Annotated in this window: 16 protein-coding genes; 7 read left to right on the forward strand and 9 right to left on the reverse strand. The window is 56.9% G+C overall.

The features are described 5' to 3' along the window. Nucleotides 1–19: 19 nt before the first annotated feature. From ACFFK0_RS28520 to ACFFK0_RS28530, 3 genes are all read right to left on the reverse strand, one after another. A complete protein-coding gene (locus tag ACFFK0_RS28520) occupies nucleotides 20–340 on the reverse strand; it encodes a LapA family protein (RefSeq protein ID WP_377474463.1) in 321 nt (106 codons plus the stop codon). A 4-nt stretch (nucleotides 341–344) separates the two neighbouring features. After that, complete coding sequence (gene pepF, locus ACFFK0_RS28525; protein WP_377474431.1) at nucleotides 345–2,135, reverse strand: oligoendopeptidase F; 1,791 nt, start codon at nucleotides 2,133–2,135, stop codon at nucleotides 345–347. Nucleotides 2,136–2,388: 253 nt separating this feature from the next. Further along, nucleotides 2,389–2,571 (reverse strand): hypothetical protein, encoded by a 183-nt coding sequence (locus ACFFK0_RS28530; protein ID WP_377474434.1) that lies wholly within the window; start codon nucleotides 2,569–2,571, stop codon nucleotides 2,389–2,391. A 139-nt stretch (nucleotides 2,572–2,710) separates the two neighbouring features. Between ACFFK0_RS28530 and ACFFK0_RS28535 the strand changes: the two genes are divergently transcribed. Further along, nucleotides 2,711–4,408, forward strand: a complete 1,698-nt coding sequence (locus tag ACFFK0_RS28535) for a thiamine pyrophosphate-binding protein (RefSeq protein WP_377474436.1) — start codon at nucleotides 2,711–2,713, stop codon at nucleotides 4,406–4,408. 38 nt (nucleotides 4,409–4,446) lie between these two features. Here ACFFK0_RS28535 and ACFFK0_RS28540 read toward each other — a convergent pair whose 3' ends face one another. Further along, a complete protein-coding gene (locus tag ACFFK0_RS28540; protein WP_377474438.1) occupies nucleotides 4,447–4,686 on the reverse strand; it encodes a hypothetical protein in 240 nt (79 codons plus the stop codon). Between the two features lie 188 nt (nucleotides 4,687–4,874). On the opposite strand from ACFFK0_RS28540, the gene ACFFK0_RS28545 reads away from it, so the two are divergent. From ACFFK0_RS28545 to rpiA, 3 genes are all read left to right on the forward strand, one after another. Beyond that, a complete protein-coding gene (locus tag ACFFK0_RS28545; protein ID WP_377474440.1) occupies nucleotides 4,875–5,618 on the forward strand; it encodes a class I SAM-dependent methyltransferase in 744 nt (247 codons plus the stop codon). Between the two features lie 87 nt (nucleotides 5,619–5,705). Beyond that, nucleotides 5,706–5,903 carry a cold shock domain-containing protein gene (locus ACFFK0_RS28550; protein WP_377474442.1) on the forward strand — a complete coding sequence of 66 codons (198 nt, stop codon included), beginning with the start codon at nucleotides 5,706–5,708 and terminating at the stop codon, nucleotides 5,901–5,903. Between the two features lie 248 nt (nucleotides 5,904–6,151). Further along, on the forward strand, nucleotides 6,152–6,829 hold the full coding sequence (gene rpiA / locus ACFFK0_RS28555) for a ribose-5-phosphate isomerase RpiA (protein ID WP_377474444.1): 678 nt from the start codon (nucleotides 6,152–6,154) through the stop codon (nucleotides 6,827–6,829). A gap of 86 nt (nucleotides 6,830–6,915) precedes the next feature. Here the strand turns inward: rpiA and ACFFK0_RS28560 are convergent, their stop codons facing one another. From ACFFK0_RS28560 to ACFFK0_RS28580, 5 genes are all read right to left on the reverse strand, one after another. After that, a complete protein-coding gene (locus ACFFK0_RS28560) occupies nucleotides 6,916–7,563 on the reverse strand; it encodes a nitroreductase family protein (protein WP_377474446.1) in 648 nt (215 codons plus the stop codon). A 77-nt stretch (nucleotides 7,564–7,640) separates the two neighbouring features. Continuing rightward, complete coding sequence (locus tag ACFFK0_RS28565) at nucleotides 7,641–8,741, reverse strand: efflux RND transporter periplasmic adaptor subunit (protein WP_377474448.1); 1,101 nt, start codon at nucleotides 8,739–8,741, stop codon at nucleotides 7,641–7,643. Nucleotides 8,742–8,756: 15 nt separating this feature from the next. Next, nucleotides 8,757–10,154: an ABC transporter permease gene (locus ACFFK0_RS28570; protein WP_377474451.1), complete on the reverse strand. Its 1,398-nt coding sequence runs from the start codon at nucleotides 10,152–10,154 to the stop codon at nucleotides 8,757–8,759. Further along, nucleotides 10,151–10,843 (reverse strand): ABC transporter ATP-binding protein, encoded by a 693-nt coding sequence (locus ACFFK0_RS28575; RefSeq protein WP_377474453.1) that lies wholly within the window; start codon nucleotides 10,841–10,843, stop codon nucleotides 10,151–10,153. The genes ACFFK0_RS28570 and ACFFK0_RS28575 overlap by 4 nt, the downstream gene beginning before the upstream one ends. 104 nt (nucleotides 10,844–10,947) lie before the next feature. After that, nucleotides 10,948–12,129: an MFS transporter gene (locus ACFFK0_RS28580; protein ID WP_377474455.1), complete on the reverse strand. Its 1,182-nt coding sequence runs from the start codon at nucleotides 12,127–12,129 to the stop codon at nucleotides 10,948–10,950. A 186-nt stretch (nucleotides 12,130–12,315) separates the two neighbouring features. On the opposite strand from ACFFK0_RS28580, the gene ACFFK0_RS28585 reads away from it, so the two are divergent. Genes ACFFK0_RS28585 through ACFFK0_RS28595 form a run of 3 tightly spaced genes read left to right on the forward strand, consistent with a single transcriptional unit; the run spans nucleotide 12,316 to nucleotide 14,293 of the window. Beyond that, on the forward strand, nucleotides 12,316–12,630 hold the full coding sequence (locus tag ACFFK0_RS28585) for a hypothetical protein (protein WP_377474457.1): 315 nt from the start codon (nucleotides 12,316–12,318) through the stop codon (nucleotides 12,628–12,630). A gap of 17 nt (nucleotides 12,631–12,647) precedes the next feature. Next, a complete protein-coding gene (locus ACFFK0_RS28590; RefSeq protein ID WP_377474459.1) occupies nucleotides 12,648–13,211 on the forward strand; it encodes a hypothetical protein in 564 nt (187 codons plus the stop codon). Nucleotides 13,212–13,267: 56 nt separating this feature from the next. Beyond that, the gene (locus tag ACFFK0_RS28595; RefSeq protein ID WP_377474465.1) at nucleotides 13,268–14,293 is read left to right on the forward strand and encodes a tetraprenyl-beta-curcumene synthase family protein; all 1,026 of its coding nucleotides are present in this window, start codon (nucleotides 13,268–13,270) and stop codon (nucleotides 14,291–14,293) included. Nucleotides 14,294–14,367: the final 74 nt, after the last annotated feature.

Below are 14,367 nucleotides of genomic sequence, written 5' to 3' on the forward strand. Positions count from 1 at the left end.
CAAGCAAACCGATTGATGCTTACATCGGTGCCCGTTCACCGCCGGCCGGCAGCGTACCGTCCAACGCGGGTGCGGCGGCGCTGCTTCCCGTGGCGTCGAGCTCGGCCAGCTTCTTCTCCAGCGCGCGAATGCGCCGCTGCAGCCGGTACTGCCGAATGATGCCGAACAGGCCGACAATAAGCCCGCCCAGCAAAGTGGAGGTCAAGATGACCAGAATCAGAGGCGTACTCGTCTCCGCGAAGCCGAAGTTGACGCGCACCGGCTCGACGTTAATAACGGCGAATACGGCGGTCAGCAAGGCGAAGACGAGGGCGCTGATCAGCGTCCATTGGATTTTCATCACGTTATTTCGTCAGCTCTTCCATTTGGTCCAGCAAGCTTGCAAATACGCTCATCGCCTGCTTGATCGGCTCCGGCGACGACATGTCGACACCAGCGCGCTTCAGAATCTCGATCGAATAGTCGCTGCCGCCGCTCTTCAGGAAGCCGAGGTACCGCTGCACCGCCGGGTCGCCTTCATCGAGAATTTGCTTGGCGAACGATGTCGCCGCCGAGAAGCCCGTCGCATATTTGTACACATAGAAGCTGTTGTAGAAGTGAGGAATGCGCGCCCATTCCATTTCGATATCCTTGTCTACCGTCATCGCCTCGCCGTGATACTTCTGGTTCAGCTCGTAGTAAATTTTGCTGAATTCAGCCGGTGTCAGCGATTCGCCTTGCTCCATACGCTCGTGCGTAATTTTCTCGAACTCGGCGAACATCGTTTGACGGAATACCGTCGTCCGGAACTGGTCGGCGTAGTAGGTGAGCAGGTACAATTTTTCCTTCGGATCGGTCGTCTTCTTAAGCAGGTAATCCATCAGCAGCGCTTCGTTCAACGTCGACGCCACCTCGGCGAGGAAGATCGTGTACTGGGCGTACCGGTATTCCTGCTCCTCGTCCGATAAGTACGAGTGAATGGCGTGACCCATCTCGTGCGCCAGCGTAAACATCGAATTCAGGTTATCTTTATGGTTCAGCAGTACGTAAGGATGCGTGCCGTACGCGCCCCAGCTGTAAGCGCCGCTGCGCTTGTTCTGGTTCTCGTACACGTCGATCCAGCGGTTGTCGAAGCCGTCCTGCAAAATGTTCAAGTAATCGTCGCCGAGCGGCTTCAGCGCTTCCTTGATCGTAGTCTTCGCTTCGCTGTACGGGATGTTCATCTCGACCTCGTCAACGAGCGGCGTGAACAGATCGTACATGTGCAGCTCGTCGACTTTGAGAAGCTTCTTGCGCAGCTTGAAATAACGGTGCAGCAGCGGCAGCGATTCATGAATCGTGTCGATGAGGTTCGTGTACACTTCCGGTTTGATGTTGTCGCCGAACAGGGACATCTCCAGAACGGATGGATAATGGCGAGCCTTCGCATAGAAAATGTTCTTGTTGATGTTCGCGCTCAGCGTCGAAGCGATCGTATTTTTCTGCTTCGAATACGTGTCGTACATCGCCTTGAAGGCGCCGGCCCGCACGTCGCGGTTACGGCTTTCCAGGAACTGGATGTAATTGCCGTGCGTCAGCTCGACTTCTTCGCCCTTGTCGTTCTTCACCTTCGGGAACTTCATGTCGGCGTTGTTCAGCATGCCGAAGATGGTGCTCGGCGCTCCCGCCATATTGCCGGCCTGCGCGAGCAGCGCTTCCTCGGCTTCGGACAGCACGTGCGGCTTCTCCCGGATCATTTCCTCCAGGGTACGCTTGTAGAAGGCGAGCGTCGGATCGGCAACGAGCCCGCGCAGCTGCTCTTCCGACAGCGATAAAATTTCCGGCGAAATGAACGACAGCGCTTCGCCGACTTCGACGCTCAGCTTCTTCGACTTGTCGGATAAGGCTTGGTATGTCGGCTCCGCCGTATCCTCGTGGTGCTTCATATTGGCATATACATAAAGCCGTTCGCTATGTAAGGAAATTTCATCTTCCAGGGCGAAGCATTCTTGAATGGCTTTGGCGTTATTCAGCTTGCCGCGGTACGCTTTAATGCGGTCGACGAGCTTCTTCACTTCCTGATATTCCTGATCCCATGCCTGCTGGTTTGGGAACAAATCCTCCAGCTTCCACGTTTGTTCGGCAGGAATCGCTTTACGTTCGAGAATTTGATTCATAGGGGCCCTCCTCCAAGGTTTTAGGGATGGTGTGGACGACTCGCTGGGCCCGGCGGCGGAAGCCGGCAAAGTGCCGGCCAGCAAACCTAGGGCAAGAGCGAGAGGTGCGATGCGAATCATGGCGTCACTCTCCCAGGCCGGATGTTGCCCGCCGTTGCCGCGGCTTGTTCCGGCACGGCGATTGGCGGCATTTCCCACCTAGTATGAGCGTTCTTGAACCATATTATAAAGTGTTGTGACGCCTGCGTCGAATTCAGGTGCCGAGCCGGAACAGCTCGACCACAAGCAGTATGAAGGATGTGACGATCATCGTCAGCGTGACGAGCGACAGCGTGCGGCGAAACCGCGGCTCGATATGATCCCGGCGCATAATGACGATGCCGGCCATGCAGAACGAGACGATCCAGAAGCTAAGCAGTGTAGCGGTGTGACTCATGGCGGGTTCACCTCTCTTGGTCTATAGAAAAGTATTTCGCCGCGCAGGGAAACAATTCCTTTTCTTCGGAGAGAGAGGATGGCGGAGCGGGGGACAATATTCGCGTAACGCATTTTATGAATCAAAGAGGAGTGTCGATATGCAGCAAGCTACTATGGAGGCGGCGGTACAAACATCAGCCGTCCCGGCGGTTAATGCCGATCAACGGAAGCCGTCAAGCGGCCTTACGGCGGCTCAATACATCGTTGAGCAGCTGGCGGAGTGGGGCGTTGCGCGCATCTACGGCGTCATCGGTGACGCTAATTTAGATGTATTGGACGCTCTTGCCAAACAGAACCGAATTGCCTATGTTGCTTGCCAGCATGAAGAAAGCGCGGCGCTGATGGCATCCGCAGAGGCGAAGCTGACGGGCCAAGTCGGCGTGTGCATGGCGACGAGCGGGCCGGGAGCGGCCAATTTGCTGAACGGCGTCGCCGACGCCGCGATGGATTATGTGCCTTTGCTGGTTTTAACCGGGCAGGTCGAGACGTATAACATCGGCACACGGGCTAAACAGTACATCGACCAGCAAAAGCTGTTTTCAGGCGTCACGGACTGCAGCGAGCTCGTCACCCACCCGGATGCATTGCCGGAGCTGCTCCAGACAGCTCTTACCACTGCGATAACGCAAGGAAAGCCGGCTCATCTTTCGATCGCGAAAAATATGTATCGCCTTCCGGTCAACGGAACCGTCAAGCCGTATCCCCGACATCTGAAGCAGGAGCTGCTTGTTCCGGATGAGCCCGTGCGCGAAGCGGCGGAGCTGATTCGCGGCGCTGCGAGGCCGGTACTGCTGATCGGGCGTGGAGTAAGCGGTGCGGCAGCGGAGGTTATTCGGCTCGCGGAGCAGCTTCCGGCTGCTATCGTTACGACGCTTCCTGCCCGTCCGCTCGTCCCGAACGACCATCTGCACTATGCAGGGGGACTTGGACAGGCCGGCAGCGAAGCGGCTTCCGTCTTGCTGAGCGAGAGCGACCTGATTGTCATGCTGGGGGCGACCTGGTGGCCGGACGAGTACGTCCCGAGCCAAGCCCGGGTACTGCAAATCGACAAGATCCCGGCGCAGATCGGTCAAGGGCATCCTCTTACGCGCGGTATTGCAGGCGACGCCGCGGACATCGTGCCTAGGCTTGTAAGGGAACTTGAGCAATCGCCCGCACCGAATCGGCTTCCTTGGAAAGCTCGGATCGCAGAGGTGAATGCAGCCTGGAAGGGGCGCATCGAAGCGGAGGCGAACCAAAAGACGGAGCCGTTAGCGCCGCAGCTGGCGGTTAAGCTTGTGGCCGAGGCCTGTGCCGAAAATGCGGTGGTTACAGTAGACACAGGGGATCATACGCTGTGGTTTAACCGGATTTTTCAAGCGAAGCGGGGACAGAGCGTGCTGCTGTCCGGCCGCTGGCGGACGCTCGGCTTTGCGCTGCCGGCGGCCATAGCCGCCAAACTCGCCCAGCCCCGGCGGCAAGTTGTTGCGCTTGCGGGAGACGGCGGCGTTGTGCAAACGATTATGGAGCTGCGCACCGCGGCCAGAATGAAGCTCGCGTTTACGCTCGTTATTTTTGATAACGGCTCGTATGCGATGGAACGAAACCGGATGTCGGTACAAGGGCTGAACACATTGGGCAGCGAGCTGGAGAGCCCCGATTTTGTCAAGCTGGCGGAAAGCTGCGGGGCTTCAGGTTACCGGGTGACGACCGAAGAAGAGTGGGAGAAGGCGCTCCAGTTGGCTGCCAACAGCAGCGACGTGCCTGTTGTCATCGTGGTCAAGGTCGCCGATACGATGGTCCCGCATACGAAATAAGCCCCTGGTCTGCGTGTGCCGCAGGCAGGGGCCGGACATTAAACTTCCTTGAACGCTTCGAGAATGGCGAGACGTTCTTCTTCCGTTCCGTTGAAACGCTCTGGCGTGAACCGCTTCTCGGCCCAGTCCAGCATCTCCGGGCGGGTAACGAACGTGTGCGATTCTTCGCCCCATTGATCCGAAATTTCGCGGACGACGATCTTGGAGCCCTGCACTTCGGCGTTTACCATGTTCCATTTGTCCCGCTTGTAAATTTGTATTTTTTTCATATTCGACATTGACCATTCGCTCCTGCACATGAAGGATATGAGCCTCATCATACCTGAGCGGCGGAAGAAAATCAATGAAGACTATTGCCGGTAATTGGAAGCTGTGCTATTATGCTCGTTAAGCCGCGGAGAGAGGGAGCTCTTGCCGGGCGAGCGGAGAACAGGGCCGGAAGGCCGAAGATGAGGAGAGATGAGCGATGAAAGAAAACAATGGGCAGGAAACCAGGCACTACCAGCAAGCCGGAGTCGCCATGACATGCCGGTCGTTTGAGGAATACGTCAGCATGTTTGCGCTGCAAGACATCGACCGTCCGGATGGGATGGACATTCTCGATGTCGCCGGCGGTGCGTCGTCTTTTGCTGCGACTGCAGCTCGGCGCGGCAGTAAGGTTACGGCCGTCGATCCGCTGTATGAAATGACTTTGGAGCAAATTGCCAAGTACGGTGCCAAAGAGATCGAGGTGTCGACAGCCAAGCTGGCTGAGCTCGCCGATAAGTACCGGTGGGATTACTACGGTAATATTGACAATCATAAAGCAAACCGCGAACGGTCGTTACAGACGTTCCTGCACGATTACGGAGCGCCTGAGCCGCGTGTCGCTTATATCGCCGCGCAGCTGCCGAGGCTGCCGCTGGCCGATGATTCGTTCGACTTGACCCTTTGCAGCCACTTTTTATTCTTGTATGAAGCCCAGTTCGACTACGGCTTTCACGCCGCCTCCGTGAAGGAGCTTCTAAGGGTAACGAAGCCCGGAGGTGAAGTGCGCCTGTATCCGCTGGTGAATTTCCGTACGGAGCTGTACGCGCACTTGGACGCGCTCCGGACAGAGATGGAGACGGCAGGCGCCGAGAGCCGGCTCGAAGCGTCGAAGCTGCCGTTTCTTCCGAATTCAAGCGACGTGCTCGTTTTCCGAAAGTTGGCTAAGGGCGAACAAGTATAAACAGGTGTCCGTTGCATAAAGATAAGATTGGTGATATACTTTGTACACTCGCCCTTTGATGGCGATACGTTTAGGAGGTAATGGTACTTGAAAGGCACAGTGAAATGGTTTAACGCAGAAAAAGGTTATGGTTTTATCTCGGTTGAAGGCGGAGACGATGTATTCGTTCATTACTCTGCAATCCAAGGTGACGGCTTCAAATCCCTTGACGAAGGTCAAGAGGTTGAGTTCGACATCACCGAAGGCAATCGCGGCCCGCAAGCGGCTAACGTTGTTAAGTTATAAGATCCCGACCTCACTCAGGGTTTTATAGATGATCGCAACGGAAAGGCGGCTCCCGTTCAGACGGGGGTCGTCTTTTTTGCATCCGAATTTGGCTCTTACCGCGACGGTGAACACGCCTTGTCTTAAGGACGGCGTAAGCCGGTTATCCTTGCGTGTATGCACATTTTGACCATGTTCGCGGCTGCATGCTACACTATTTCTGCAAATAGGGGCATGCAGCGATACATGGCAAAGGGCGGGATTTTCGGATGGATAAGAAGAAGCTGGCCGGCGAAGCGGCCGTTGAGCTCGTAGAAGATGGGATGATCGTCGGGCTCGGCACCGGGTCGACAGCGTATTGGGCCATTCAGGCGATCGGGCGAAAGGTGGCGGCGGGGTTGCGCATCCAGGGCGTGCCTACATCGGTGCAAAGTGAGACGCTGGCGCTCCAGCTCGGCATACCTTTACTGCCGTGGGCGGAGCTGGGAAGAATTGACCTGACGATCGACGGAGCGGACGAGCTTGACCCGCAGCTGCAGCTGATCAAGGGCGGGGGCGGAGCGCTGCTGCGCGAGAAGATCGTCGCATCGCTGTCGCAGCAGCTCATTATCGTCGCCGACGAGAGTAAGGCGGTCGATCGGCTCGGCGCCTTCCCGCTGCCGGTCGAAATCGTGCCGTTCGCGTGGCAGGCAACCCGCCGTCAAGTGCGAGCGCTCGGCTGTGAAGCGGCGCTGCGCGGCGGCGAGACAGAGCCGTTCGTTACGGACAACGGGAACTACATTCTGGATTGCAAATTCGGTGTCATCGAGCATGCGCACGATCTGCAGGTGCAGCTATCCGCCATTCCCGGCGTCGTCGAAACCGGCTTGTTTCTCGGCATGGCTTCCGCCGCTTATATCGGCTGCTCCGACGGAACGGTCAAACGGCTCGATAAGCCGGCGATTTGAACGCAAGAAGGGACTGACCCCGAGTAGATGCGATCTACAGGGAGACAGTCCCTTTTTTGCTGCCATATCAGAAAGTATATAGGAAGCTACCTTACAATTTCTAAAATCTCGTCCACTTCTTTGCGCGGCAGGCGTCCCGGCTGTTCGGCCGGATAGCCGAGCGAAATGACCATATTGATCTGGCATTCCTCCGGAATGTTCAAATATTCGCGAAGCTGCTCGGAAGCGAGCAGTACGGGGCCGGTCATCGGGCACGTAGCGAGTCCTTTGGCATGCGCCGCCAGCATCAGGTTCTGCGCTGCCAAGCACGAGCTCTTGATGCCTTCCTCCGCCCATTCCGCCTCGTCCACGAATCCGATCGGATCGAAAATTTTCTCGCGGAACTTGGATTGATACGGCGTAGCCAAACAAATAATGAGCACAGGCGCATCGGAGAACGCTGTAGCGTACGGTCCGAACGACTTGACGAGGAGCCGGCCTTCGCGGCTCTTGCCGTCGGCTTCGGCACGCTCCGCCGTGCGGTGAAGCGCATCCCAGGTCATGGCTTCGATGTCTTTGATCTTGTCCTTATTCATGACGGCAATGAATTTCCACGTTTGTGAGTTCGTATCGCTCGGCGCGTATCTCGCACAATCGATGATTTCGCGAATGTCTTCTACGGACACTTCGCGATCTGTAAAGCTGCGAATGCTGCGGCGATCGAGCAGGATGGATTTAAACTGTTCGTATTGCATGCAATCTTCTCCCTGCTTTCCGATAAATCGATAGTAGGTGTTAAGACCTCCTCCCAAGTATACCGAACCCAAGCTCATTATTCCAGCACGACCGTTTCGCCTACTTGGACACCGCTAACGATTTCCGTCTTGTCGGCCGTTTCCGTGCCGATCTGCACGTTGCGTCTCGTCACCTGTCCCGAATCATCAAGCACTGTCACGAAGTAGCCTTCCTTGTCCTGCTGCACCGCCAGCGTAGGAACGGTGAGCACCCCGGATTTACGCTCCGTCTCGATGGAACCGGTTAAGCTCAGGCCGGCGATGAGCTTCTCATTCGGCTCAAGCGAAATGACGACTTCAAACTGTGCGGCTCCGCCGCCGGAGCTGTCCGTACCGGGTCTCGCGAATTTCGAAACGCTGTCGACCTGCCCTTTCAGCTTTACACCCTGAAGCGCATCGACTTTAACATCCACCGGCATCCCGGGCTTGATGCGGAATACATCGAATTCGCCGACGGTGGTCAGCAGCTGAAGTTTCGTCACATCGACGATTTTGCCCAGCCTGTCGCCGTCCTTAACAAGCTTGGGCTCCTTCGTTTCGCCGAACAGAAAGATCCCGCTCTCCGGCGATGGAAAGACTGCCTGCTCCAGTTTGCTCCGCTTTTGCTCGATCTGCTTGCGCGCGGCCTCTCCGCTGACGGCATTCAGCTCGGTTTGCAGCTTGAGGTTTTCCGCTTGGGCATAACGCTGCTTCGCTTCCTCCTCCGTTGAAGCGGCAGCCGCCGAAGCTGCACCTTCTCCGGGGGAGGCCTGGAACCGCGCGAGCGAAGCTTCCAGCTCCTGCTTGCGCTGGTTGACCTCCAGCTGGGCAATCTCGGCGCCAAGCTCGGAGCCGTCCAGCTCGAAGAGCACATCGCCCTTGCTGACCTGAGCGCCGTCGCTAACGTTCCAGCGCTTGACGTCGGCGCCGAAGGGGGCGCTGATCCAGGTTTCTTTCGTATACGAGGATTTGCCCTTGATCTCGACGATTTGCACGACGTCCTCGCGGGTAACGGGGAACTTGAGCTGCAAAGGGGCTGCTGATGTTCCCGCTGCGCCGGCCCCGTGCAGCAGCGGTTTGCCGGCTATATACAGAAATGCGGAAATGCCGACCACGGCGGCAGCCGCGGCCAATCCAAGAATGAGGCTTTTTGTCTTCATAGCTGTCGTAATCTCCTATTCCCGTTTAATGGCGGTAAGCGCATCGGTACGCGACGCTTTGACCGCCGGATATATCCCTGATAAAACTCCGGTCAAAACGGCGAAAAACATGCCAAGCGGCAAGATCCACCAGGAGATGAACAAAATTTCCGGCTCGCCGCTGCCGGGACCGCCGCCGAAGCGGTTGATAACCGCATTAATGCCCCATACGACCCAATGCGATAAAACGATGCCGCAAGAACCTCCCAAGACGCCGAGCAAAGCGGACTCCACGATAAACATATGGCGGATCTGCTTCAGGTTGGCGCCGAGCACCTTCATGATGCCGATTTGGCGCCGCCGCTGATAGGTGGACATCGTCATCGCGACAACGATCGAAATCGAGGCGACGAACAAAATAAACAGTCCCGCACCGCCGAATATAAGCCGGATAATGACAAATTCGCCGTTCATTTGTTCTTTACGGTGCAGATTGTTCTGCGTATTGAGATTCAGCTTGCGGATCAGCTCGTCCACTTCGGCGACATGATTCGTGCTATCCACTTTCACGACAACTTGGGACGGTTGTTCAAGCGACGGCAGCGACGCAGCGGCGGCCGGGTTCGCGGCTTTGCGAAGCTCGAGCAGCCGGGCGGCAAGCTCATACGGTACGTAAGCCTGCTTGTTGTTCCAGATCATATATTCCGGAGCTTCTTCCGGTATCTTGAGCACGCCGCCGACCCGGACCGGGAGCTCGACCCGCTTGGCGGTACCGGCCGCGGTGCCGGACGTTCCCGAGCCCGGAGGACCCATGCCGCCGCCTTGTTCGCCATCTCCGACTTGCAGGATCATGGTCTTGCGATACATGGCATACGGCATCGTATCCATCAAGCGCAGCTGCTGCTGGAGGGCGCGGTCGCCGCCGTTCTCCTGCATGAGGCGGGATCGGACCTGGGACGTCCTCTCGTCGAACACGCCTCGCACCGCGCCGTAGTTCAGCACGACGGCGTTAGAGCCGCCGTTCGGACTGCCTTGGGCGAATTCATGCTCGAAGGCGGTCAAAGCCTCCAGCTCGGTAGCGATCAGCTGGACGCGCCCCGTCTTGCTGCCGTCGATCGTGAAGCCTGCTTCGCCGAGCTCCACGAAGCTGGCAACCGCCTTGACGTGCGGCAAAGAGCGGATCACTTCCAGCTTGCTCTTCGTCAAGCCGCGCCCGGCACCGCCGCCCTCGTCGCCCCTATATATCGTAATCTCATCGGTTTTCAAATAATGTCCCATCTGCTTCTCGCTGTAATGGGCGATCGACTCGCCGAAGGCGACGGCCACGATAATCGAAGCTGACCCGATGGCGATGCCCATGGCGCATAGTGCCGTCACTACTTTGCGGCGCCGCAGCTGGTCCAAGCCGAGCTTGCCGTAATCGCTCCATTTCATCCGGCTTCACCCGCCCAGCCGCCGTCCTCGACGAGTTGGCCGTCCCTGAGTTGAATGATACGCTGCGTGCGCCTGGCCACCTCGTGCTCATGCGTCACGATAACGAATGTAATGCCCAGATTGGCATTCAAGTCGTGCAGCAGATCGATAATTTCCCGCTCGGTCTTCGTATCCAGATTACCGGTAGGCTCGTCCGCGAATACGATAGCCGGCATAGTTACAAGCGAACGCGCAATCGAGACGCGCTGCTGCTGGCCGCCGGACAGCTGGGACGGGAACAGCTCCGACTTGTCCGCCAGGCCGACTTGAGCGAGCAGCTTCAGCGCCCGTTCCCTCCGCGTCCGGGGGCCGACGGATTGGAAGACGAGAGGAAGCTCGACATTTTCACGGACGGTAAGGTGGGGGATCAATTCGTAAGATTGAAAAATAAAGCCGATGTGCGTTCTTCGAAACTCCGCCAGCCGGTTCTCGGACATCGTCTCGATCGGCTGTCCGCCGATCAGGATGCTGCCCGATGTCGGCTTCATCAGTCCGGCCATCAAATTCAGCAGCGTTGACTTGCCTGAACCGGAGCTGCCGAGCAGCGCGACCATTTCGCCTTTCTCGACGCGGAAATCGATATGCTGCAGTACGGGCGTCACTTCGGCGCCGTTCGTAAAGCTGTGGGATAACTGTTTGACGATAAGCACTTTCGCAATCCTCCCTACGCGATGGGCAACAAAAAACAGACAAGCGCGGGCGCTGTCTGTTGCATATAACGACTATCGGTTCTATTTTGTTTCGCCTAAAGTTCTTAATATTTTCTTAATTGCTTACGAGGTGAGCCATTCTCTTCATACCAATGGGTCACGAAGAATCCTACGGCAGCTGCCAGCGCAAGCAGGGCGGCGATGCGGTACAGCCATTGGCCGCCGTACGCTTCGAACAGCCAGCCGCCGATCACGCCGCTGATCAGCCCGGCGACCGACTGCCACGTAACGGCGAAGATCGCTTGGCCGGAAGCGCGGTATTCATCGGGTACGGCTTGCGACACGTAACGAATACCGGTGAACAGGAAGATGCCGAAGCTCATACTGTGCATGGCCTGCAAAGCAATCGCCCAAACCGGGTCTTGAATAAAGCTGAGCAGCGTAAAACGGATCATATACACGCTCGCAGCGACAGCGAGCAAAGCGAGCTCCTTAAACTTGTGCCCGTATTTGCTGAGCAGGAAGAACGTCGGAATTTCGCTGAGCGCCGAGGCGGTCCAAGCATAGCCGATCAGCGAATCCGGTGCATGCAGCTCCCGCATATAGAGAGCCAGGAAGCCGTCGTTAATCCGATGGGCGATCGACAGGATCAGCAGCAAGCCAAGGAAGCGCAGGAAAGGGCGCGAGCCGATGATTTTGGCCATAGGCTTCCACTCGATCGGCTTGAAGCTGTCTTTGCCGCCCCGCACGTCGCGGAGCAGGAAGGCGAATAGGAGCGACGCGATAACGGAGCCGTAAGCCAAATACGCCGTGAACGTATGACCGGTTTCCTTCAGGATCATCCCGAATACGAGCGAGGCGAAGGCGAAGCCGATGGAGCCGTAGACTCGGAACGAGGCGTAGCTTTTGCCGGACACGCTTGTGATGAGCAGCAGCTGGCTGTCGTTCATGGACAGCATCGGCTGCTGAAAGAAGAAGAACACGGCCATCGCCGCGTACAGCAGGCCGAAGGATTCGGCGTGAAATACGAGCGGTGCCATAATCAGCTGGCCGGTCAGCAGCAGCAGCACTTTGCGGATCGTTCCCCAGCGGTCGCTGATGTAGCCCCATAGCAAATTCGAAACGATCCCGATCATCGGACCGATGGCGTAGAGCATACCGATCTGCAGCTTGGAATAGCCGACAGCGTCAAAATAAAGCGGAAAGAACGAGATGACGATGGACGTCATCGTAAATATCGTGAAGGTGTAGCCTTTGGCCAGCCCGAGCTGGGAAGAGCTTGTCACAGTGCAGCCCTCGCTTTATGGAAGTAATGGTTGGATTCGTTCATGACATAATAGTATATCAGATATTTAACCGAGTGGGGATGCAAATTATTCCGCAACCGATACGGTAACGAGGCTGCCGACTGGAAAGCGGGGGGATGATCGTGGTACAGTAAAGGGAATAGGCGACAACCGGAGGTGCAGAGCGTGAATTATGCATTCATTTATGACGATCGGCTCGGCATCCCCGTCCCGGAGCTTTACGTCGATTGGGAGCAGCTGGACGAATCGGAGCAATCGGAAGTGCTGCTGCGCTGGGAGCACATCCGGGGCCGGATTCCGAACCGGATCATCGAGCTGGAACGGATTATCATCGATAAGCAGCGCAGACTGGATACGGAAGACGACTTCCCGACATCTTGCCGGTTGAACAGCGAAATCGCCGATCTTGCCAGCACGATCAATGACCTTCATCTCTGGTTCCGAGTCAATCAGGAGATGGAGTCTAAGCTTCACGGTTAAGGTCAGGAGGTGTAACCGTGTCTGTAATGACCATTATTGAGCGTCTGCAGGAGCACGTGCCGGAGCTGAATCCGGTTCATATATGGAACGAAGAGCTGGAGCGGGAGATTGCCGCGCTGCCGGAAAACAAAGAGCCGTTCGCGGCGTTGAAGTCTGGGCTGCATCTGTGGAACGGGAGTCTTGACGCTTCCCACAGTCTTTCGCAGGAGCTCGAAACGCCGCTCGGCAGCTATTGGCATGGGATCATGCACCGGATGGAAGGCGATTACGGCAACGCGAACTACTGGTTCGCTCGTGCAGGCAAGCATTCGTTTCATCTGGAGCTGCAGAAAGCGGCGGCGGCTCATCTTACGGCCTATGTGAACGAGGGTCGCCGCAATGAGCCGATCGGATTGCTCGGCAAGCTGGAAGCTTTGCAGCACGCGCCGGTATGGACGCCGGCAACGTTCACGGCGGCAGTGGAGCTGTGCGTTCACAGCCCGGGCAGCGCAGCTCGCTCGGTGCTGGAGCAAATTCAATACGAAGAAATAAAGCTGCTTGTCATGTACTGCAAGGAGCTTAGCGGGTACGGAGGGAAGTAGGATTGAGACGCCATGCTGCTGAGGCCGGTACGTTTCCGCACGGTCCGATTCGACTTATGAGACGCATGTATAAATATGTGCTGCCGGAGGTTGACGCCCAGCTCGACGAGTGGCGTCAAGCGGCGCAGCGCATTCCGGATGCCGAGCTGCGGAAGCAAGCGCTGGCGAGCATCGCCGCCAAGCAATTTCATTGTCAAGGCGGTGCGGTCTATGCCGCCGCCAATTTGCGGCAGCGCCATGTGCTGATTCCGCTCATCGTCGCCTTCCAGACGATCAGCGACTACTTGGACAATTTGTGCGACCGGAGCACCTCGCTGGACCCGAACGATTTTCGCAGGCTTCATCAGTCGATGCTGGACGCGGTCGATCCGTCCGCCCCGTTGAACCACTATTACGAGTTCCGGCAGGAGCAGGAGGACGGGGGATATTTGCCGGAGCTGGTCAAGACATGCCAATCGTGTATTTTATTGCTGCCTTCCTACGAACGTGTTGCGGACAGAGTGAAACGGCTCGTATCGCTCTATTGCGATCTTCAAGTTTACAAGCACATTCGCCTGGACCAGCGCGAGGCGCAGCTGACGGCTTGGTGGGACCGGCATCGTTCCTCCTGTCCGGACTTGCTTTGGAACGAATTCGCTGCGGCCACGGGCTCGACGCTGGGCGTGTTCATGCTGTTTCTGGCGGCTACGGATCCGCACCTTACCGAAGCCGGGGCGAAGGAGATCGAGGCGGCGTATTTTCCTTACGTTTGCGGGCTGCACATTTTGCTGGACTATTTGATCGATCAGGAGGAAGACGCGGCCGGCGGCGATCTGAATTTTTGCTCGTACTACGGAGGTCTTGAACAAACGGTCGCCCGTATAGCAGCTATCGTGAAGGAAGCACGCCATAAAATTTTGCACTTGGAACATCCGACATTTCATCGTATGATAATCGAAGGATTATTAGCGCTGTATTTGTCGGATCCAAAGGTGCGTTCGCAGCAGAAAGTGCGCACCGTGTCGAAGCAGCTCATGAAGAAGAGCCCAATGACCCGGTTGTTTTTCTGGATGAACAGCGTCTGGATCAGGCGGACGTCCTAATAGAAAGATAATTAATAGAGGCTCGGAATTAAGCAGGTGTTCTGAGTCTGAATGAGGGGTGAATGAGGCAGAAG

It is taken from the genome of Paenibacillus chartarius (genome assembly GCF_042432825.1).
In the GTDB taxonomy this organism is placed as follows: Bacteria; Bacillota; Bacilli; order Paenibacillales; family NBRC-103111; genus Gordoniibacillus; species Gordoniibacillus chartarius.